18 protein-coding genes and 1 tRNA gene are annotated in these 21,754 nt (G+C 34.9%); 9 read left to right on the top strand and 10 right to left on the bottom strand.

Features of this window, described 5'->3' with window-relative positions; all coding sequences use genetic code 11:
• Positions 1–10: 10 nt before the first annotated feature.
• Positions 11–868 carry a bestrophin family protein gene (locus CDH50_RS10520; RefSeq protein WP_100612235.1) on the bottom strand — a complete coding sequence of 286 codons (858 nt, stop codon included), beginning with the start codon at positions 866–868 and terminating at the stop codon, positions 11–13.
• A 121-nt stretch (positions 869–989) separates the two neighbouring features.
• Between CDH50_RS10520 and CDH50_RS10515 the strand changes: the two genes are divergently transcribed.
• On the top strand, positions 990–2,228 hold the full coding sequence (locus tag CDH50_RS10515) for a DEAD/DEAH box helicase (RefSeq protein WP_100612234.1): 1,239 nt from the start codon (positions 990–992) through the stop codon (positions 2,226–2,228).
• Positions 2,229–2,327: 99 nt separating this feature from the next.
• Positions 2,328–3,257 carry a sterol desaturase family protein gene (locus tag CDH50_RS10510; RefSeq protein ID WP_100612233.1) on the top strand — a complete coding sequence of 310 codons (930 nt, stop codon included), beginning with the start codon at positions 2,328–2,330 and terminating at the stop codon, positions 3,255–3,257.
• 48 nt (positions 3,258–3,305) lie between these two features.
• Here the strand turns inward: CDH50_RS10510 and CDH50_RS10505 are convergent, their stop codons facing one another.
• Positions 3,306–3,971, bottom strand: coding sequence for a M15 family metallopeptidase (locus tag CDH50_RS10505; protein WP_100612232.1), 666 nt, complete (start codon positions 3,969–3,971; stop codon positions 3,306–3,308).
• A 44-nt stretch (positions 3,972–4,015) separates the two neighbouring features.
• Between CDH50_RS10505 and CDH50_RS10500 the strand changes: the two genes are divergently transcribed.
• From CDH50_RS10500 to CDH50_RS10490, 3 genes are all read left to right on the top strand, one after another.
• Entirely contained in the window at positions 4,016–4,375 is a 360-nt protein-coding gene (locus CDH50_RS10500) for a DoxX family protein (RefSeq protein ID WP_100612231.1), read from the top strand.
• Between the two features lie 594 nt (positions 4,376–4,969).
• Complete coding sequence (locus CDH50_RS10495; RefSeq protein WP_100612230.1) at positions 4,970–5,671, top strand: DUF4369 domain-containing protein; 702 nt, start codon at positions 4,970–4,972, stop codon at positions 5,669–5,671.
• A gap of 63 nt (positions 5,672–5,734) precedes the next feature.
• The gene (locus CDH50_RS10490; RefSeq protein WP_100612229.1) at positions 5,735–8,041 is read left to right on the top strand and encodes a transglycosylase domain-containing protein; all 2,307 of its coding nucleotides are present in this window, start codon (positions 5,735–5,737) and stop codon (positions 8,039–8,041) included.
• 196 nt (positions 8,042–8,237) lie between these two features.
• Here the strand turns inward: CDH50_RS10490 and CDH50_RS10485 are convergent.
• Positions 8,238–8,311: transfer RNA gene (locus CDH50_RS10485), tRNA-Thr, on the bottom strand.
• A gap of 63 nt (positions 8,312–8,374) precedes the next feature.
• Complete coding sequence (locus CDH50_RS10480; RefSeq protein ID WP_100612228.1) at positions 8,375–8,644, bottom strand: hypothetical protein; 270 nt, start codon at positions 8,642–8,644, stop codon at positions 8,375–8,377.
• A 301-nt stretch (positions 8,645–8,945) separates the two neighbouring features.
• On the opposite strand from CDH50_RS10480, the gene CDH50_RS15325 reads away from it, so the two are divergent.
• Together CDH50_RS15325 and CDH50_RS10475 are read left to right on the top strand one after the other, a co-directional pair.
• A complete protein-coding gene (locus tag CDH50_RS15325; RefSeq protein ID WP_262496122.1) occupies positions 8,946–9,068 on the top strand; it encodes a hypothetical protein in 123 nt (40 codons plus the stop codon).
• An 11-nt stretch (positions 9,069–9,079) separates the two neighbouring features.
• A complete protein-coding gene (locus CDH50_RS10475; RefSeq protein ID WP_100612227.1) occupies positions 9,080–9,448 on the top strand; it encodes a hypothetical protein in 369 nt (122 codons plus the stop codon).
• Between the two features lie 77 nt (positions 9,449–9,525).
• Here CDH50_RS10475 and CDH50_RS10470 read toward each other — a convergent pair whose 3' ends face one another.
• Positions 9,526–9,936 (bottom strand): 6-pyruvoyl trahydropterin synthase family protein, encoded by a 411-nt coding sequence (locus tag CDH50_RS10470; protein WP_100612226.1) that lies wholly within the window; start codon positions 9,934–9,936, stop codon positions 9,526–9,528.
• Entirely contained in the window at positions 9,933–10,460 is a 528-nt protein-coding gene (gene idi / locus CDH50_RS10465; RefSeq protein WP_100612225.1) for an isopentenyl-diphosphate Delta-isomerase, read from the bottom strand. Before idi ends, CDH50_RS10470 begins: the two co-directional genes overlap by 4 nt.
• 118 nt (positions 10,461–10,578) lie before the next feature.
• On the opposite strand from idi, the gene CDH50_RS10460 reads away from it, so the two are divergent.
• The gene (locus CDH50_RS10460) at positions 10,579–12,165 is read left to right on the top strand and encodes a peptide chain release factor 3 (RefSeq protein ID WP_100612224.1); all 1,587 of its coding nucleotides are present in this window, start codon (positions 10,579–10,581) and stop codon (positions 12,163–12,165) included.
• Between the two features lie 77 nt (positions 12,166–12,242).
• Complete coding sequence (locus CDH50_RS10455; RefSeq protein ID WP_100612223.1) at positions 12,243–12,479, top strand: (4Fe-4S)-binding protein; 237 nt, start codon at positions 12,243–12,245, stop codon at positions 12,477–12,479.
• A gap of 170 nt (positions 12,480–12,649) precedes the next feature.
• Here the strand turns inward: CDH50_RS10455 and CDH50_RS10450 are convergent, their stop codons facing one another.
• From CDH50_RS10450 to rplL, 4 genes are all read right to left on the bottom strand, one after another.
• On the bottom strand, positions 12,650–12,967 hold the full coding sequence (locus CDH50_RS10450; RefSeq protein ID WP_100612222.1) for a DUF3467 domain-containing protein: 318 nt from the start codon (positions 12,965–12,967) through the stop codon (positions 12,650–12,652).
• Between the two features lie 88 nt (positions 12,968–13,055).
• Positions 13,056–17,357: a DNA-directed RNA polymerase subunit beta' gene (gene rpoC, locus CDH50_RS10445; RefSeq protein ID WP_100612221.1), complete on the bottom strand. Its 4,302-nt coding sequence runs from the start codon at positions 17,355–17,357 to the stop codon at positions 13,056–13,058.
• Positions 17,358–17,438: 81 nt separating this feature from the next.
• Positions 17,439–21,251 carry a DNA-directed RNA polymerase subunit beta gene (rpoB, locus tag CDH50_RS10440; protein ID WP_100612220.1) on the bottom strand — a complete coding sequence of 1,271 codons (3,813 nt, stop codon included), beginning with the start codon at positions 21,249–21,251 and terminating at the stop codon, positions 17,439–17,441.
• Between the two features lie 124 nt (positions 21,252–21,375).
• Positions 21,376–21,753 (bottom strand): 50S ribosomal protein L7/L12, encoded by a 378-nt coding sequence (gene rplL / locus CDH50_RS10435; protein WP_100612219.1) that lies wholly within the window; start codon positions 21,751–21,753, stop codon positions 21,376–21,378.
• Between the last annotated feature and the right edge of the window lies 1 nt (position 21,754).

Below are 21,754 nucleotides of genomic sequence, written 5' to 3'. Positions count from 1 at the left end.
ATAAATATTCCTAAATAATCTCCTCCACATGCTTTTTAATGTTTGCCGAAATCTTTTCAATAGGCAAATCGTTGGCATCAAAACCAAATGGGTCTTCAATTTCTTCGGCAATCAACTCTAAACTTGCCAATACGTAAAAAATAAAAATAACTACTGGTACCGCATAATATCCCAAACTAAACACATAACCAAAAGGTAAGGTCATCACATAAAAAAAGATAAATTTTTTAATAAACGCGCTGTAAGAATAGGGAATGGGCGTATTTTTTATTCGTTCGCAAGCACCACAAATATCTGTAAACGACTGTAATTCGGCATTGATGGTAATGATTTGGTCGCCCGAAATTTTATTTTGTTCATGTAAATCGTTCACCTTTTGATAAATCATGGTGGCAATTTGGTTGGGTCGGTGTTTATGATTGTCTAAATCAATGCCTTCAAACAATTGCAAACTGGTTTCCTTATCGGTTAAATGTTTGGACAATATAGAAGCATAACCCGGAATCAATTTCCTGAAATATGCCCTGTCGTGATCTTCCTTCAACATAACACTTAGCTTCATGGCTAAATTTCGGCTGTTGTTCACCAACGCACCCCATAGTTTTCGGCCTTCCCACCAGCGATCGTAAGCCGTATTCGTTCTAAATACCAACAATAAGGAAATGACAAAGCCCAACATACTGTGCATGACGGTAATGTTTGATAAATGGTTTTTCTCGGAGAGGTTCCAATATTCCAATTCCAAATACCCAACGCCATAGGTATAAAGCCCAATAAAAATCATCATGGGAATCAGTTTCCGAAACGTATCCGATTTATGGAATCTAAAAATAAAGGTAATCCAGTCTTTTGGGTTGTATTGTACCATGGGTTTTTAGCAAATTATAATGTGTGGTAAAATTAGAAAATGTTTGAGCATATATCCATGAAAGGATACTAAAATTACCCCGATAACTTTTATGTATCTTTGCAGCAAATTTCAATACACTATGTCGTTTAAAGACTTACAATTAAACAAACCCATTTTAAGAGCCGTTGCAGAAGCTGGTTACGATAACCCAACCTTGGTTCAGGAAAAAACAATTCCGTTGGTATTAGCTAAAAAAGACGTGATTGTTTCGGCACAAACCGGCACCGGAAAAACCGCTGCGTTTGCCTTACCTATTTTGCAATTGCTATTTGATAAACAAGATGCCAGTAAAAGTGGCAAAAAAATAAAAGCGTTGATAATAAGTCCGACCCGCGAATTGGCGGTTCAAATTGAAGAAAATTTTAAAACCTATTGTAAATACACCAATTTAAGAACCACGGTGGTGTACGGCGGCACATCCATTGAGCCACAAAAAGATGTGCTTAAAAAAGGCGTCGATATTTTAATTGCCACGCCCGGACGTTTATTGGATTTGCACAAACAAGATACCGTAAACCTAGATTATGTGGAGATTTTGGTATTGGATGAAGCGGATTTAATGCTCGATATGGGTTTTATTGACGATGTTAAAAAAATAGAACGTTTGTGTACCAGAGAGAAACAAATTTTATTGTTTTCGGCAACCATCCCTTTTAAAGTGGAACAATTGGCAAACACCATTTTAAATGAACCAGAACGTGTGGAAGTGGCACCCAATTCGTCCACCTCAAAAAACGTCAACCAAGTATTATATTATGTGCCAAAGCGCAATAAAATAGAACTGTGTTTGCATTTATTACGAAATACTATTAAAGGCAGTATTCTTATTTTTAGACGCACCAAATTTGGTGTGGAGAAATTGGAACAAACACTTATTAAAAATGGCTATAAAGTGGAAAGCATCCACGGTGATAAGAGTCAGAATCTGCGACAAGAAGCCTTGCAAAAATTTAAAGATAAACAAGCCACCATTTTAATCGCCACCGATGTAGCAGCCCGTGGGATTGATATTGATAATTTAGATGCGGTTGTGAATTTCGATTTACCCAATGTGCCAGAAACGTATGTGCACCGAATTGGTAGAACCGCCAGAGCTGGAAACTCAGGAACGTCCTATTCTTTATGTTCGGCAGATGAAAAAACCTATGTAGCAACCATTCAGCAACTTATCAATATGCAATTGGATGTGGTTGATGACCATCCATATCCTTTAGACCCAAAAACTAAAAAGGAAATCCATAAAACCCCAGGAAAAAGCAAGCATAAAAAGGGGCGTAAAAGCGAAGGTTCAAAAAAAAATAAGAAACGTTGGTATTAAATTGGTTGTAATTCCGCTAGTTAATTACTATATTGATGAAAATTAAAAACCATCACTACACTACTAACCACACCAACGTTTTTAAAATTTAGATATTAAATGGATTTTACAAACCCGTTAGTGTATGGTGTTCCCTGCTTTTTAGGGCTTATTTTATTGGAGCTCACTTATAGCAAATCCCACGACGACCACAAACACCTCTACAAATGGAAAGATCTAGCGTCTAGTATGACTATGGGCGTTGGCTCGGTGATTTTAGCGCCTTTAATAAAAACGATTTCGGCTATTGTCATCTTCAATTATGTATATGAATTGTTCAATCCTATTGTTGATGGCGTTCGCACCAATATTATGGGTTGGGAATCTTTTGGCTATGCTTGGTATGTTTGGATTTTATGTCAGTTTTTAGACGATTTCACCTATTATTGGTTTCATAGGCAAAATCATATGGTCCGCTTTTTATGGGCGGCACATATTGTACATCACTCTTCTGACAATTTCAATCTAGGAACGGCCGTTAGAAACGGCTGGTTCACCATTTTATATAAACCATTCTTTTATATGTGGTTGCCCGCCATTGGGTTTCCTCCAGAAATGGTGATTGTATGTTTAGGCATCGAAGCACTTTGGCAATTTCAGTTACATACGGCTTACGTCCCGAAAATGGGAATTATTGAAAAAGTATTCAATACACACACCATGCACCAAGTACACCACGCTAAAAATTTGGAATATATGGATAAAAACCACGGTGGATTTTTAAATATGTTCGACAAACTATTTGGAACTTGGAAAGAATTAGACGAGACTATTGACATTGAATATGGTGTTACCAAACCACCTAATTCCTATAACCCTTTGGTTATTTTAACGCATGAATACAAAGACATTTGGAAGGATATGAAGCAAAGTCCGAATTGGTATCATAAATTCATGTATGCTTTTGGTCCTCCAGGATGGAGCCATGATGGAAGTACACTAACTATTAAGCAGATGCGCGAGGAAATGAAGTTAGAGGATAGAAGCTAGACAATAGACTACAGACCTAAGACCCAGGACCCAAAACATAAAAAGTTTTTATTTTACTGGAAAATCAAAATACGTATTAGGAAAAGGTTCATTTTTTAAAGTAAAATGCCACCATTCTTTATAGAAATTCACGAAACCATGTTTGGTCATTATTTTTAGCAATAGTTTTCTGTTTGATTTTTGTTCTTCGGAAATATCTTTATAATCTGTCCATGATTGTTTTCCGAAGAAATCATAGTTGCTTCCCATATCTAAAGGCTTCTTTGTTTTAGCGTTGATGATGGTAACATCTACCGTACTTCCTTTACTATGCCCAGAACGTGAGGCGATATAATCTTCTTTAAATAAATCTTTTTTATCCACATCAGGATAAAATTGGTTTTTGTTAATGGTATCATTTAAATCTTCTGCCCACTTCATAAAATGATTAACGGCACGTTGTGGTCTATACCCATCAAACAACAGTAAACACATATCTTGTTGCTCTAATTCCAGTTGCACCAATTTCAAGGCATTGGCAGCAGCTTCGGTTAAAATAAGTTTATTGGATTGATAGCCATCAATTACTTTACCAACAAAATTTTTTGATGAAGAGTACCTTAATTCGACTTCTAAATCTGGAATCACATCTTTTACATATACAAATCCTTCTGGTAATTGGCCAAGAACTTTAAAACAAATAAATAAAAACAAAAAAGCTATTCTATGTTTCATATACATTTCAAATTATGCTAATTTAGAGAAAATACATTTTAAACATGAATTATCCTTGGCATTTATACGTAATGGCTGCACTATATATGGTCGCAGGAATCAATCATTTTATAAAACCTAAATTCTATACACGCATTATGCCGTATTATATACCAAAACATATATTATTGGTTTATTTAAGCGGGATGGCAGAAGTAATTTTAGGTATATCGGTATGTATTCCAGCGGTAAAAGACATAGCCATTATCTTTATCATCATCATGTTACTGATGTTTCTTTTAGTACATTTTTATATGCTTACTGACAAAAAAGCATCTGCAGGATTACCAACCTGGGCGCTCATTTCAAGAATTCCTTTGCAGTTTTTACTTATGTATTGGGCTTACTCCTACCTCAACTTATAAAATATGAGAATTATAAGCACAAAAAAACCGAGTTCCCTCAAACTCGGTTTCTCCTTATTTGCTTTTTATATTATGAAGATCGATTTAGGGCTTCTATATCAACAACATAATGCAAATATTAATTAATTAATCCATTGAACTAAAAAGTATGTTATTTAGTACACTTCAAAAGTAAAAATATAATTCAATATGAACGACAAAAAACACAATAAATCGATGAAATACATCATTTTTTAACATTTATCGTTGTAATATTTCATTTCAACGATAAAATACACAAACCAGAAACATAAAACATTAGTTATTAGAATTATTTTAAACAAAAAAAGCACCCCTAAATAGGAGTGCTTTTTCTCTAACTAACTAACTAACTAACCAAAAATATGAGTTGCGATTATAAGTTTAAAGTAACCACTCAATAAACTTGTGAACATGATTGCAACGAATACATACAAACAAGCATCGTGCCAAACTTTAATAATACATGGTTTAAATTTCTTTTTTGATTCGATTTCCTCAAAAAAAATTAAGATGCCACAATTAGAATTTGAAATATAATTATAAGATATTTGCGATTCTAAAATTTAGTTGGAAATGAAAAAAATTCTATTATTAATACTATTGGCTTTTGTAGTTTCATGTAACAAAGAAGCCACTCCTGATTTAATTGTAAAAGGCACCATTGAAGGATTGAAAAAGGGAACTATTTATCTTAAAAAGGAGCAAGATACTTCACTCGTTACTGTTGATTCTGTAATTATTAATGGAATTCCTGACTTTGAATTACATAGCAGCATAGATACTCCTGAAATGTTTTATTTGTATTTGGATAAAAATTCAAGTGAAGAAGATAGAATTGCATTCTTTGCAGATAAAGGCATTACCGAAATAAATACCTCTATGAAAAGGTTTGTATATGATGCAAAAATAAATGGCTCTGAGCAACAAAAAGTCTGGGAAAAGTACAAGCTTATGGCCGCAAAGTTCAATGAAAAAAATCTGGATCTCATAAAGGAAGATTTAGAATCACAACAAGCGGGCGACACTTCTAAAATAAACAAAATCCAAAAGGATTACGAGAACAATTTAAAAAGACGCTATTTATATACTGTGAATTTTGCAATAAACAATAAGGATAGTGAGGTAGCACCCTATTTAGCATTAACGGAAATCTATAATGCAAAAATCAGTCTGCTGGACACTATCAATAAATCATTAACTCCCAAAGTTAAAGCTTCAAAATATGGGAAAGAACTTCAAAAATTTGTCGATCAAATTAAATTAGAGGAGCAATAAAAAAACAATAAGCGGGCGGCATCTGTATCCATTTTTAAATCGTAAATATGATAATACAACGCTATGCTTAAAATAAAATTTCTAAAAAATAAATGGCTTAAAATTATTGTAACGGCCACCTTTTTTTTAATCCTTCTTTTAGTTTCCTTTTTTGGAAGTATTTATTATGGTATGTGGGGCGAAGTGCCTTCCCTTAAGTCTTTGGAAACCCTTAAGCAAAGCCAAGCCACAGAAGTTTTAGACACAAACAACGAGTTAATCGGTAAGTTTTACGTGTTTGATAGACAATCCATCACTTACAAAGATTTTCCTGAACATCTTATAAATGCCCTTATTTGTACGGAAGATATCAGATTTTACAATCATGATGGTGTAGATAACAAAAGTCTAGCGCGTGTATTTTTAAAAACCATATTGCTCTCCAATGATGCATCTGGAGGCGGAAGTACCATTACATTACAACTGGCTAAAAATCTATTCGGAAGAAAGGACCATGGCTTTTTAAGCATAGTCATCAATAAAATTATGGAAAGCATCGTCGCTACCAGAATTGAAAAAGTGTATTCCAAAGAAGACATTCTTACCCTGTACCTCAATACCGTTCCTTTTCCTGATAATACGTACGGGATTGAAAGTGCATCGAAAAAATTCTTTAACATGCACACAAAAGATATAAGCATAGCACAAGCCGCAACACTTATCGGCTCTTTAAAAGCCAATACCTATTACAACCCTAGGGTTAACCCAGAAAGAGCAATTACCAGAAGGAACGTGGTGATTAATCAAATGAAAAAATATGGGTATTTGAATGCTGATGAAGCTTTAAAAATTTCAAAAGAACCGCTTGTTCTAGACTATCGCTCTTACGACCCAAACCAAGGGCTAGCCCCTTATTTCAGAGCTGAAATAAAACGGCAATTAGACACGATTCTTCAATTACAAAAATTTAGGAAACCCAATGGCGAAATCTATAATATTTTTCATGATGGCTTAAAAATTTATACAACTTTAGACAATACACTTCAAGAGTATGCTGAAATTGCCATGACAAAGCACATGACAGGTTTACAAAAGCAATATGAAAAAGCTTATGGCAATAATGCGCCTTGGCTTAAAAACAAGCAGGCTTATAAAGCCGCTAAAATACGTTTGGTTGCTTATAAAAAACTAAAAGCAGCCGGTTTAACAGAAAAAGAAATTGAAGCCGAATTAAAGAAAAAACGCGACATAGAATTGTTTAGCTGGAGCAAAACTGAAATAAAACAGTTATCCACACTTGATAGTTTGGAGTATTATTTAAAATTTCTCAATGCAGGCATGATTTCGCTAGACCCTTCTTCTGGAGCCATCAAAGCTTATGTTGGAGGTATTGATTATCGCTATTTTCAATACGACCATGTATCGCAAAGCAAGCGCCAAGTAGGCTCAACATTTAAGCCCATTGTTTATACAGCTGCCTTAGAAAACGGTATGGAACCCTGCACCTACTTCCCTATTAAAGCAATCACTTATACCGATGTTGAAGATTGGACACCATCAAACGCTGGCGGAGATCATGATGACGATTTAAATTATTCTTTGCAATATGCATTAAGCAACTCCGTAAACACCATAGCGGTAAAAGTATTGAATGAAATAGGCATACCAAAAGTCATCAATCAAGCAAAAATGATGGGTATTGAAAGCACTATTGAAGAAGTGCCTTCCATAGCTTTAGGCTCTTCAAACCTAAGCGTTTTAGAACTGGCAAAAGCATATACATCCTATGTGAATAACAGCATACCCTCTACCCCCTTATTTATTACCAAAATTGAAGATAAAGACGGCAACTTAATAGCATCTTATGATGATTTAAATCCTAAAAAACGAATAGAAAAAGCATTTAGTGATACCACAAGACAGGTGATGCTTGAGTTTATGAAAGCAACTATCGATAGTGGAACTGCACAAAGACTACGTTCACAATACCACTTTAACAACGATTTAGCAGGCAAAACAGGAACCACCCAAAATAATAAAGATGGTTGGTTTGTGGGCATCATGCCAAAATTGGTCACCATTACATGGGTTGGAAATGATAACCAGCAAATAGGCTTCAGTAATACATCGATAGGCCAAGGAGCCAATTCGGCGTTGCCCATATTCGCCAATTACTTACAGCTATTAAGTCAAGATTCAAAATATGCACCCATCGTTTCTGCTAAATTTGAAACCCCCTCAGAGGATGTTTTGGAATCCTTAATATGTGAACCATCTAAAAAAGACGGTCTTTTTGAGCGTTTGTTTGGAAACAAAAAAGACACCAAAGAATTCAATGAAGAAAAACCGAAAGGTGGTATTTTTTCTTGGTTTAGGAAAAACAAAAAATGATTTATAACACAAAACCCCAATCATTTATATGATTAAGGTTTTATTGAACCGATGGAAGAGCTCCCTTCGACAAACTTCGTTTGCTACTTTCAAAACAAAATATATTTTGTTTTTTCAGTAATGCTCAGGATAAACTTCTCGCCCAAAGGACTACCAACAAAAAACCCCAACCATTTACATGATTGAGGTCTTATTGAGCCGATGGAGGGGCTCGAACCCACGACCTGCTGATTACAAATCAGCTGCTCTAGCCAACTGAGCTACATCGGCGAATTTTTGACTCGGCAAATATAATTCTTAGTTACATATTTGCAAATCTGAATTCATTAATTTTTATCCTAGAGCGTTAATTTTTTCGATTAAAGCACGTCCTTTAGTTTCAAGCTCATTAGCAATAGCTTTAAAATGGGATTTTTTATTAACCACTTTACTATCGTTTATTTTAGCAATTAAAGCATCAAAAGTTTCAATTGCCTCATCAATTATTGCTTCGCTTTTTTTAGTGTCTTTTCCTTGGTTTGCGAATTCCCAAACGTAAACTGCTTCTATAATATCACCTAAAACATAATTAATATCTTTCTTTAGGTTTCTAACATTTGCCATATTTAAATATTTATTTTGACGCAAAATTACATTAATCTATTCAAAATCCTTATAAAAGATTATTGTTTTCGAAAAAAAATATTTTATATTTGTTTCTATGAATTCAAGTAAGATGTCATATAACCAAATTTGCAACCGCATTTCCCAACAGAATATGTCGGACACGTTCGTATGTCTTAAAACCAAAGACCGTTATATGCATCTTGAATAAACGTTAATAATATAATTATATCTATAACAAATCAAGGTGCTTTTTTTAAAGCACCTTTTTTATTTTATATCAATTTAAATTTTAAAAACCATGAAAACATTTAATTCCATTACCCAAAAGCTTCAGTTTGTATTCAATGTAAATGCCTGTAAAAAAGTCATGCATACTATATTTCACAAACACAATTTGTATCCATTATTGTTATACCCTTAAAAAATAAAATCATGAAAACACATCATATAAACACATCATTTATAGTAACTAAAGATATAAGCAATGCAAATGGCTTTTTATTACCACATATACTTTATGATAAAATAAAAACAGTTGCTACTTATCCCGTTAAGGAATTTTATTTACAAGGGGTTCCTGATATTGGAAATTTCAAATTCAAAATGTATAAGAATGCCTTTGTTAACGACAAACTAACCATACAAGCCCAATTAGTAAAACAAAATGAGGGTAGCTATTGGGTAAACATTATCGTTACAAAAGAAAAATCTGCAACAAATTACCAAGAACGAATTTCTAGTGCGTTTTTTGATTTTCCCAAAGAGAACAAACATTTTACCGTAAACAGAACAGCTTGTTAAATAAAATTCCCAAGTATACTTCTTGGGAATTTTTTTATTTAAAATGATTCAAACTTGATAGTGTATCAATGTGCATGCTATTTGCCAGAATAACTTACAAAATTACGTGGTGTTTCGTAAAGAGTAATTTCTAAGTGTAAATTTGGTTTTAATTTTGGCTTTATCTTGTTGTAAATAACAACGGCTATATGTTCAGCGGTTGGATTCAAATCTTTAAACTCAGGTACTTCTACATTTAAGTTTTTATGGTCGAAAGCATCTTCCACCTCCTCTTTTATGATATCCTTTAAAAACTGAATATCAATTACATAACCCGTTTCCTTATCAATTTCTCCCGTAACACTTACAATGAGCTCGTAATTATGTCCATGATAATTTGGATTGCTACATTTTCCAAAAATTAAACTGTTTTTCTCATCAGTCCAATCTTTTCTATAGAGTCTATGCGCTGCATTAAAATGCGCTTTTCTACTAACGGTTACGTTCATTTTTTAGAGATGTTTATATGTTCGTAGAATTTATCAAAAATAATCTTAAACCATTCAGTATAAAGCCCTGGCCTTTCTAAAATATCATTTTTTACGGTTTCAAGTGACATCCATTTCCAACTGGCAACTTCTTCCGGATTAATAATTGGTGCATCATTATAATTACCAATCAAAATATGGTCAAATTCGTGTTCAGTCAGTCCATTATCAAAAGGTGCTTTATAAATAAATGAGATGGATTCTTGTAAATCGACCACAAATCCCATTTCTTCAAATAAACGTCTTTTGCCAGCTTGAATATTGCTTTCACCTTCACGTTGATGGCTACAGCATGTATTGGTCCAAAGTCCGGGCGAATGGTATTTGGTTAAAGCCCGTTGCTGAAGCATCAATTCATTATTGTCATTAAAAATAAACACTGAAAATGCACGATGCAACAATGCTTTTTCATGCGCTTCCATTTTTGGCATTAAGCCAATTTGTTCGTCCTTTTCGTTTACAAGGATCACTTGTTCTTCTTTCATAGTAGAACAAAAATACCAAGTAAAACATTAATATAATCAATCTTAACAAGAAATTCTAAAATCAAAATTCCCAAATCATATTTATAAAGTATCTTTGCATCCCATTTGCATATAACATATGAGTTTTTTAAAAGAAATACAACGCAGACGTACCTTTGGCATCATTTCACATCCAGATGCTGGGAAAACTACTTTGACTGAAAAATTGCTTCTTTTTGGAGGCGCAATCCAAGAAGCTGGTGCTGTAAAAAGTAATAAAATTAAAAAAGGAGCTACGAGCGATTTCATGGAAATTGAACGCCAACGTGGTATTTCGGTTGCAACTTCTGTCTTGGCTTTTGAATATGATGGTATTAAAATCAATATTCTAGACACACCAGGGCATAAGGATTTTGCTGAAGACACTTTTAGAACTTTAACGGCTGTTGATAGTGTGATTGTAGTGATTGACGTGGCAAAAGGTGTTGAGGAACAGACTGAAAAATTAGTTGAAGTTTGCCGTATGCGGAATATTCCTATGATTGTGTTTATCAACAAAATGGATAGAGAGGGGAAAGATGCTTTTGATTTGCTAGATGAAGTGGAACAAAAATTAGGTTTGAGTGTGACCCCTTTAAGTTTCCCGATCGGCATGGGTTACGACTTTAAAGGGATTTATAATATTTGGGAAAAAAACATCAACCTTTTTAGTGGTGATAGCAGAAAGAATATTGAAGAAACTATTGAGATATCTGATTTAGAATCTCCTGAATTAACCAAACTCGTTGGTGAAAAATCGGCAAATACACTGCGAGAAGAAATAGAATTGGTTGAAGGTATTTATCCACCGTTTGATAAAGACGCTTACCTAAACGGACAATTACAACCCGTCTTTTTTGGTTCGGCTTTAAATAATTTTGGTGTTAGGGAATTGTTGGATTGCTTTATTGAAATTGCCCCTAAACCAAGACCAAAACAAAGTGAGGAACGTTTAGTAACACCCGAAGAAGATAAATTCTCTGGGTTTGTATTTAAAATACATGCTAACATGGATCCAAACCATAGAGATAGATTAGCGTTTGTAAAAATCGTATCTGGAACGTTTGAAAGAAACAAACCTTACTTGCACGTTAGACATGGAAAAAAATTAAAATTCTCTAGTCCGAATGCTTTTTTTGCAGAAAAGAAAGAGATTGTAGATATCTCCTACGCAGGCGACATCGTGGGACTTCATGATACTGGGAATTTTAAAATTGGAGATACGCTGACCGAAGGTGAAGTTATTAATTATAAAGGGGTTCCTAGTTTTTCTCCTGAACATTTTAGATATATTAATAATGCCGATCCTTTAAAATCGAAACAGTTATTTAAGGGCATTGACCAATTAATGGATGAAGGGGTTGCGCAGTTATTTACCTTGGAACTTAATGGCAGAAAAGTCATTGGAACCGTTGGTGCTTTACAATACGAAGTGATTCAATACAGGCTTGAACACGAATACGGTGCTAAATGTACTTATGAAAATTTAAATGTATATAAAGCCTGTTGGGTGGATCCAAAAGATTCTAAAAGTGAAGAATACAAAGATTTTATGAGGGTCAAACAACGATTTTTGGCAAAAGACAAACAAAACCAATTGGTGTTTTTGGCGGATTCCCATTTTTCCCTGGAAATGACGCAACAAAAATACCCAAGCTTAAAGTTTCATTTTACCTCAGAATTTTAACGAAACGACGATTTTATTTTATTAAAACAATAATATTAAAGACTTTAGATTAAAGTTTAACCCCAAATTGAACTGCCATGAAAAATACTGATGACAATGAATTTAGTAACAAAGACATTACAGTAACGTTTGAACCTAGTATATGTGTTCAATCAGGAATCTGTGCCAAAGAATTATCTGACGTTTTTAGTTTTTCGATTATTCCTTGGATTAACTTAGACGATACTGAATCAGAAAAAATAATAAATCAAATCAAAAGGTGTCCTTCTGGAGCTTTAAAATTCAGAATGAACGCAGTGAAACAAGCTAGCTAAATTCAACCATAAATGTGTTTTTAAACAAAAAAGCCCTTTGAATTGATTTCAAAGGGCTTTTAATTTATGCTCGTCCTGTTGGTCCAAAATTTAATGGGATGGGAGGTTGTTCATTGAAACATTTCGAACAACCTTTCAAAAGTTAAACACTTCTCGCATTTTTTGTTTTTTTACGCTTGCCCCGTTGGACCAAAATTCAAAGGTATTGGCGGTTGTTCGTAATCCTTAATTTCACCATGAGAATGTTCAAATCTGGCCACATTTTCACCCAAAGCTTTCAATAAACGCTTAGCATGTTGAGGCGTTAATATAATTCTGGATTTTACTTTGCTTTTTGGCACCCCAGGCATAATACTCACAAAATCTACCACAAATTCAGAAACAGAATGGTTAATAATGGCCAAATTAGAATAGATTCCGTCAGCTATATTCTCGTCTAACTCTATGTTAATTTGCCCTTGTTTTGGCTTATCTTTTTCGTTTGACATAATCTCATGATTTGAATTAAAAAGCCTTCAAGTTAATATACATGAAGGCTTTTGTTTTGACAGATTCCTACCTCCGCAGGAATCACAATTAATTATAATTTAATTCTTTTTTTACTTGCATCATTTCATCAAACTCTTCTTTAGAACCTACGATAATATCAGAGTAGCGACGCATACCTGTTCCTGCTGGAATTCTGTGTCCTACAATTACATTTTCTTTAAGTCCTTCTAAATCATCAATTTTTCCAGCAACTGCCGCTTCGTTAAGAACCTTCGTTGTTTCTTGGAACGATGCTGCCGAAATAAATGATTTTGTTTGAAGTGATGCTCTAGTAATACCTTGTAATATTGGCGTAGCGGTTGCAGGTCTTGCATCCCTTGCCTCAACAAGTTTTTTATCTTCTCTACGTAAAATAGAGTTTTCATCCCTTAATACACGAGGTGTTATAATTTGACCTGGTTTAAGGTTTACTGAATCTCCAGCATCTTCTACCACTTTCATTCCGAAGATGGCATCATTTTCCATGATAAAATCATCTTTATGAGCCAATTGATCTTCTAAGAACAAGGTATCACCAGAATCAATAATCCTCACTTTACGCATCATCTGTCTTACAACAACCTCAAAGTGTTTGTCGTTGATTTTCACACCTTGTAAACGATATACTTCTTGTACTTCATTCACTAAATATTGCTGAACCGCAGATGGCCCTTTAATATCCAATATGTCGTTAGGCGTGATGGAACCATCAGATAATGCCATACCCGCTTTTACGTAATCATTCTCTTGAACAAGAATTTGATTAGATAATTTTACTAGATATTTCTTAACCTCTCCTAATTTAGATTCAATGACAATCTCGCGGTTACCTCTTTTGATTTTTCCAAAAGAAACAACACCATCAATTTCACTTACCACCGCTGGATTGGAAGGGTTTCGTGCTTCGAACAACTCAGTTACACGTGGTAAACCTCCTGTAATATCTCCAGATTTAGATGATTTTCTTGGAATTTTAACTAATATTCTACCAACATTAATTTTCTCTCCATTATCAATCATTAAGTGGGCACCAACTGGTAAGTTGTAGGAACGTATGATTTCTCCTTTTCCATCCTCAATATGAAGTGTTGGGATTAATCGCTTGTTTCTAGATTCAGAAATTACTTTTTCTTGGAAACCTGTTTGCTCATCAATCTCCACTTGATAAGTCATACCTTGCTCTATATTCTCATATTTGATTTTTCCAGCAAACTCAGAAATAATAACACCGTTGTATGGATCCCAGGTACAAACCACATCACCTTTGGTTAATTCTTGTCCATTTTTAACATAAATAGTAGAGCCGTAAGGAATATTGTTGGTACTTAAAGTAATACCTGTTTTCTTATCAACAAGTTTAATCTCAGAGGTACGTGAAATAACAATATCAATCGCATTACCTTCGCTGTCCTGTCCTTTGACTGTTTTTAAATCTTCAATTTCTGCAATACCATTGAATTTAACGGCTAATTTATTTTCTTCGGAAATGTTACCTGCAATACCCCCTACGTGGAATGTACGAAGTGTTAACTGTGTTCCAGGCTCTCCAATAGACTGAGCTGCAACAACACCAACCGCTTCACCACGTTGAACCATTTTGCCTGTAGCCAAGTTACGTCCGTAACATTTAGCACAAATGCCTTTTAATGCTTCACAAGTTAAAGCAGAACGTACTTCAACAGCATCAATTGGAGATTCTTCAATCGCTTTGGCAACATCATCGTCAATTAATTCTCCAGAAGCTACTAACAATTCTTCAGTTAACGGGTTGTAAACATCATTTAATGATACACGACCTACAATTCTTTCTTCAAGAGTTTCAACAACTTCGTCATTTTTCTTTAATGCCTCAACTTCAACACCTCTTAAAGTACCACAATCTACTGTATTAATAATAACATCTTGAGAAACGTCCACCAAACGACGGGTTAAGTAACCAGCATCGGCCGTTTTTAAAGCCGTATCGGCAAGACCTTTACGAGCACCGTGTGTAGAAATGAAGTATTCTAAAATTGAAAGACCTTCTTTAAAGTTAGAAAGAATCGGATTTTCAATAATCTCTCCTCCACCTGCATTCGATTTTTTAGGCTTCGCCATCAAACCACGCATCCCTGTAAGCTGACGAATTTGTTCTTTAGATCCACGAGCTCCAGAATCAAGCATCATATACACCGAGTTAAACCCTTGTTGGTCTTCACGAATACGTTTCATTGACAATTCAGTCAATTCAGCATTGGTAGAAGTCCATATATCAATAACCTGGTTATAACGTTCGTTGTTTGTAATAAGACCCATATTATAGTTGGCCATGATACCATCAACAAGCGTATTGGCTTTATCAATCATACCTTGTTTTTCTGGTGGAATAATAATATCACCCAAACTGAATGACAATCCACCTTGGAATGCAAACTTAAATCCTAAAGTTCTAATTTCATCAAGGAAATCAGCTGTTTCAGGAACAGATGTGAACTTAAGAATGTTTCCAATAATATCTCTTAACGACTTTTTGGTAAGTACCTCATTAATATAACCTGCTGCTTGTGGCACTTTTTGGTTAAATAACACACGACCAACAGTAGTTTCAATAATTGTTGGTGCTAATTTACCATCGGCATTAATATCTAAAGTTCTTACTTTAATAGCTGCGTTTAAGTCTACTTTTTTCTCATTAAAAGCGATTTCAACTTCTTCTGGTGCATAGAAAGTTAAACCTTCACCTTTTACTGGTGCATCTGGTGTAGACTTACGTAACTTGGTCATGTAATACAGACCAAGAACCATGTCTTGAGATGGTACAGTAACTGGTGAACCGTTCGCTGGATTTAAGATATTGTGAGATGCCAACATTAATAATTGACACTCTAAAATAGCTTCTGGACCTAATGGTAAATGTACCGCCATTTGGTCACCATCAAAATCCGCGTTAAACGCTGTACACACTAAAGGGTGCAACTGAATGGCTTTCCCTTCAATTAATTTTGGTTGAAATGCTTGAATACCTAGTCTGTGTAATGTAGGAGCACGATTTAAAAGTACTGGATGTCCTTTTAAAACGTTTTCTAAAATATCCCAAACTACAGGTTCTCTTTTATCTATAATTTTCTTTGCAGATTTTACAGTTTTTACAATACCTCTTTCAATCAATTTTCTGATAACGAAAGGTTTGTATAATTCTGCGGCCATGTTTTTTGGCAATCCACATTCATGTAATTTTAATTCTGGTCCCACAACAATAACAGAACGTGCAGAATAATCGACACGTTTTCCTAAAAGGTTTTGACGGAAACGTCCTTGTTTACCTTTTAATGAATCTGATAATGATTTTAATGGCCTGTTAGAATCGGTTTTTACAGCCGAAGATTTACGTGTATTATCAAATAATGAATCTACAGACTCTTGAAGCATACGTTTTTCATTACGTAAAATCACTTCAGGAGCTTTAATCTCCACCAATCTTTTTAAACGATTGTTACGGATGATCACACGACGGTATAAATCATTTAAATCTGATGTTGCAAAACGACCACCATCTAACGGCACTAACGGACGTAATTCTGGTGGGATGATTGGAATGACTTTCATAATCATCCACTCAGGACGGTTTTCTCTATTTTGATTCGATTCACGAAGCGATTCAACAACTTGTAAACGTTTTAAACTTTCCGTTTTACGTTGCTTAGAAGTTTCAGTATTCGCTTTATGGCGTAATTCATAAGACAACGCTTCTAAATCAATTCTAGCCAACAATTCAATTAAACACTCCGCACCCATTTTAGCAAGAAACTTGTTAGGGTCGTGGTCATCTAAATATTGATTATCTTGTGGAAGTGACTCCAGTATATTTAAATACTCTTCCTCTGTTAAGAAATCCATCGTTTGTAATGGCTCTCCATCTTCATTCTTTGCATTACCCGGTTGAATAACCACATAACGCTCATAATAGATAATCATATCTAATTTTTTAGACGGTAAGCCTAAAAGATATCCTATTTTATTTGGTAACGAACGGAAGTACCAGATATGAGCAATTGGCACCACTAAATTGATATGCCCTACGCGATCACGACGCACTTTCTTTTCAGTTACTTCTACACCACAACGATCGCAAACGATGCCTTTGTAGCGAATTCTTTTATATTTACCGCAAGCACATTCATAATCCTTAACTGGACCAAAAATACGCTCACAGAACAAACCATCTCTTTCTGGTTTGTGGGTACGATAATTGATAGTTTCTGGTTTTAAAACCTCGCCTCTAGACTCCGCTAAAATTGATTCTGGCGATGCTAAACCAATTGTGATTTTGTTAAATCTTTTTACTGTATTCTTATCTTGTTTTCTTGCCATGATATATGGTGATATCGAATTATTTGTAAACATTATATAGAATCCATGGTTCAGACTAATTCGTCTGAACCATGAAATTCATTATTCCTCTAATCTAATGTCTAAGCCTAAACCTTTAAGTTCGTGCATTAATACATTAAATGATTCTGGTAATCCAGGTTCTGGCATTGGCTCACCTTTTACGATAGCTTCGTAAGTTTTGGCTCTACCAATAACGTCATCAGATTTTACAGTTAAAATTTCTCTTAATGTAGCTGAAGCGCCATAAGCTTCTAAAGCCCATACCTCCATCTCACCAAAACGTTGACCACCAAATTGTGCTTTACCACCAAGCGGTTGTTGCGTTATTAATGAGTATGGTCCGATAGAACGTGCGTGCATTTTATCATCAACCATATGTCCTAATTTCAACATATAGATGACACCAACCGTTGCTGGTTGATCAAAACGCTCTCCTGTTCCACCATCATATAAATAAGTATGTCCATATCTTGGAATACCTGCTTCATCAGTCAGTTCATTAATTTGATCTATCGTAGCACCATCAAAAATAGGAGTTGCATAAGTGCGCCCTAATTTTTGACCCGCCCATCCAAGAACAGTTTCGTAAATCTGTCCGATGTTCATACGCGATGGTACACCTAACGGATTTAATACGATATCAACAGGTGTTCCGTCTTCTAAGAAAGGCATATCTTCTGCTCTAACAATACGAGCTACAATACCTTTATTACCATGACGTCCTGCCATTTTATCACCTACTTTAAGTTTACGCTTTTTAGCGATATATACTTTAGCAAGTTTAATGATACCAGCTGGCAACTCATCTCCTACAGAAATTGTAAACTTCTCACGTCTTAAAGACCCTTGTAAGTCGTTTTCTTTAATTTTATAGTTATGGATTAAGTCGGCAACCAATTTATTGGTATGGTCATCTGTGGTCCATTTTCCAGATATTAAATGCGCATAATCATCAACTGCATTTAACATTTTAAGTGTGAATTTTTTACCTTTTGGCAATACTTCTTCACCTAAATCATTAAAGATACCTTGGGATGTTTTACCATTAACGATGTTGAATAATTTGTCGATTAAAATCGTTTTTAAATCTTCAAACTTAGCATCATAAATTGCTTCTAAATGCGTAATATCATCTTTATCCTGTGCTCTCTTACGTTTATCTTTTACAGCACGAGAGAATAATTTTTTATCAATGACAACACCATTTAATGATGGAGATGCTTTTAAAGACGCATCTTTCACATCACCTGCTTTATCACCAAAGATTGCTCTAAGTAATTTCTCTTCAGGTGTTGGATCTGATTCTCCTTTAGGAGTGATTTTACCGATAAGAATGTCTCCCGGTTTCACTTCTGCGCCAATGCGAATCATACCGTTTTCATCCAAATCTTTTGTTGCTTCTTCAGAAACGTTAGGAATATCATTAGTCAATTCCTCATTTCCTAATTTAGTATCTCTAACTTCTAAAGAATATTCATCAACGTGAATCGATGTAAATATATCTTCACGAACTACTTTCTCAGAAATTACAATCGCATCCTCGAAATTATAACCTTTCCAAGGCATGAAGGCCACTTTCATATTTCTACCTAATGCCAATTCTCCTTTTTGGGTTGCATAACCTTCACACAACACTTGACCTTTAGTTACTTTATCTCCTTTAACCACAATTGGTTTTAAGTTGATACTGGTGCCTTGATTGGTTTTTCTGAATTTTACTAACGGATAGGTTTTAACATCACTATCAAAACTTACCGCAGCTTCATCTTCAGTACGATCGTATTGTATTCTTATCTCATTTGCATCCACATAAAGCACGACTCCACTTCCTTCAGCATTAATCAATACACGGGAATCTGAAGCGACTTGACGCTCTAAACCAGTTCCAACGATAGGTGCTTGCGGTAACAATAATGGTACTGCTTGACGCATCATGTTCGATCCCATCAATGCTCTATTCGCATCATCATGTTCCAAGAAAGGAATTAAAGATGCTGATATTGATGAAATTTGGTTTGGTGCCACATCCGTAAAATGAAGATTGGATGGATCGATTACTGGGAAATCACCTTCCATTCTAGCAATTACCTTATCATGTAAAATCTTGCCATTTCCATCAACTTTAACAGTTGCTTGAGCAATCAATTTACCTTCTTCTTCTTCAGCACTTAAGTAAACGGGGGCATTTTTAATATCAACGGCACCATTTGTCACAGGGCGATAAGGCGTTTCAATGAATCCCATGGAGTTGACTTTCGCAAAAACAGATAGTGATGAAATTAAACCAATATTTGGTCCCTCTGGTGTTTCAATTGGACAAAGTCTTCCATAATGGGTATAGTGAACGTCACGTACCTCAAAACCTGCTCTCTCTCTTGATAAACCTCCTGGTCCTAGAGCTGATAAACGACGTTTGTGTGTAATCTCAGCTAACGGATTTGTTTGATCCATGAATTGAGATAACTGGTTTGTACCGAAGAATGAATTAATAACAGACGATAATGTCTTAGCATTAATTAAATCTATTGGTGTAAACACCTCATTATCACGAACGTTCATACGCTCACGAATGGTACGAGCCATACGCGCTAAACCAACACCAAATTGTTGTGATAGTTGCTCACCAACTGTACGTACACGACGGTTTGATAAGTGGTCAATATCATCAATCTCAGCTTTAGAATTGATAAGCTCGATTAAATATTTTATAATGGTAATGATATCTTCTTTGGTCAAAACTTGTTTGTCCATTCCAATATCAAGATTCAATTTTTTGTTCATTCTATAACGACCTACTTCACCCAAAGAGTAACGTTGGTCACTAAAGAATAATTTATCTATGATACCACGTGCAGTTTCCTCATCGGGTGGTTCAGCATTACGTAGTTGTCTATATATATGTTCAACAGCCTCTTTTTCAGAGTTTGTTGGATCTTTTTGAAGCGTGTTATGAATAATAGCATAATCACCTTGTTGTGCACTTTCTTTGTGTAAAAGAATCGTCTTAACATCGGCTTCTATAATTTCTTCAATATTATCTTTATCTAAAACAGTATCACGATCAAGCACAATTTCATTACGCTCAATAGATACAACCTCACCAGTATCCTCATCCACAAAATCCTCGTGCCATGTATTAAGAACACGCGCCGCTAATTTTCTTCCTTGGTATTTTTTTAATCCAGATTTAGAAACTTTAATTTCTTCAGCTAGGTCGAAAATTTCAAGAATGTCTTTATCACGTTCAAAACCAATAGCTCTAAATAATGTAGTTACAGGAAGTTTTTTCTTTCTGTCGATATAAGCATACATCACTTGGTTAATATCTGTAGCAAATTCAATCCAAGAACCTTTAAATGGAATGACTCTCGCTGAGTAAAGTTTAGTCCCATTTGCATGGAATGATTGACCAAAGAATACCCCTGGTGAACGGTGCAATTGAGATACTACAACACGTTCGGCACCATTGATAACAAAAGTACCACTTGGCGTCATGTAAGGTATCGTTCCTAAGTACACATCTTGAACAATGGTCTCGAAATCCTCATGTTCAGGGTCTGTACAATATAACTTTAACCTTGCTTTTAACGGAACGCTATAAGTAAGACCTCTTTCTATACACTCCTCTATGGCATATCTTGGTGGATCTACAAAGTAATCTAGAAATTCTAAAACAAATTGATTACGTGAATCAGTGATTGGGAAGTTTTCCATGAAGGTATTATATAAACCTTCATGTCCTCTTTCTTCAGATTTAGTTTCTAATTGGAAAAAATCCTGAAAGGATTTTATCTGAATATCCAAGAAATCCGGGTATTCTGTTCTATTAACAATAGACGAGAAATTTAATCTTTCAGCTTGTGTTGATAACATCAATGGACGGAATTTTGATTAAAAAAATAATAATTGGCGTATCTTATGGTTATATACGCAAAATGGTTTAGGTCTGGAAGTGCTAACTTCAGACCTAAACCTTGGTATTGTTTAGCTGCTAAGCTTATTTAAGCTCAACCTCTGCTCCAGCTTCTTCTAACGATGCTTTTAAGCCTTCTGCTTCATCTTTAGAAACACCCTCTTTAACTGGGCTTGGCGCATTATCTACTAATTCTTTAGCTTCTTTTAATCCTAAACCAGTTAATTCTTTAACTAATTTAACAACTGCTAATTTAGAAGCACCAGCTGCTTTAAGGATAACATTAAATTCTGTTTGTACTTCAGCTGCCTCATCACCTCCAGCAGCAGGACCAGCAGCAACTGCAACTGCAGCAGCAGCAGGCTCGATGCCATACTCTTCTTTTAATATTTTAGCTAATTCATTAACTTCTTTTACTGTTAAGTTAACTAATTGTTCTGCGAAATCTTTTAAATCTGCCATT

It is taken from the genome of Confluentibacter lentus, from assembly GCF_002806995.1.
Lineage (GTDB): Bacteria > Bacteroidota > Bacteroidia > Flavobacteriales > Flavobacteriaceae > Confluentibacter > Confluentibacter lentus.
The sequence above is the reverse complement of the archived record's forward strand: the minus strand, read 5'-3'. Positions and strand labels throughout refer to the sequence as shown.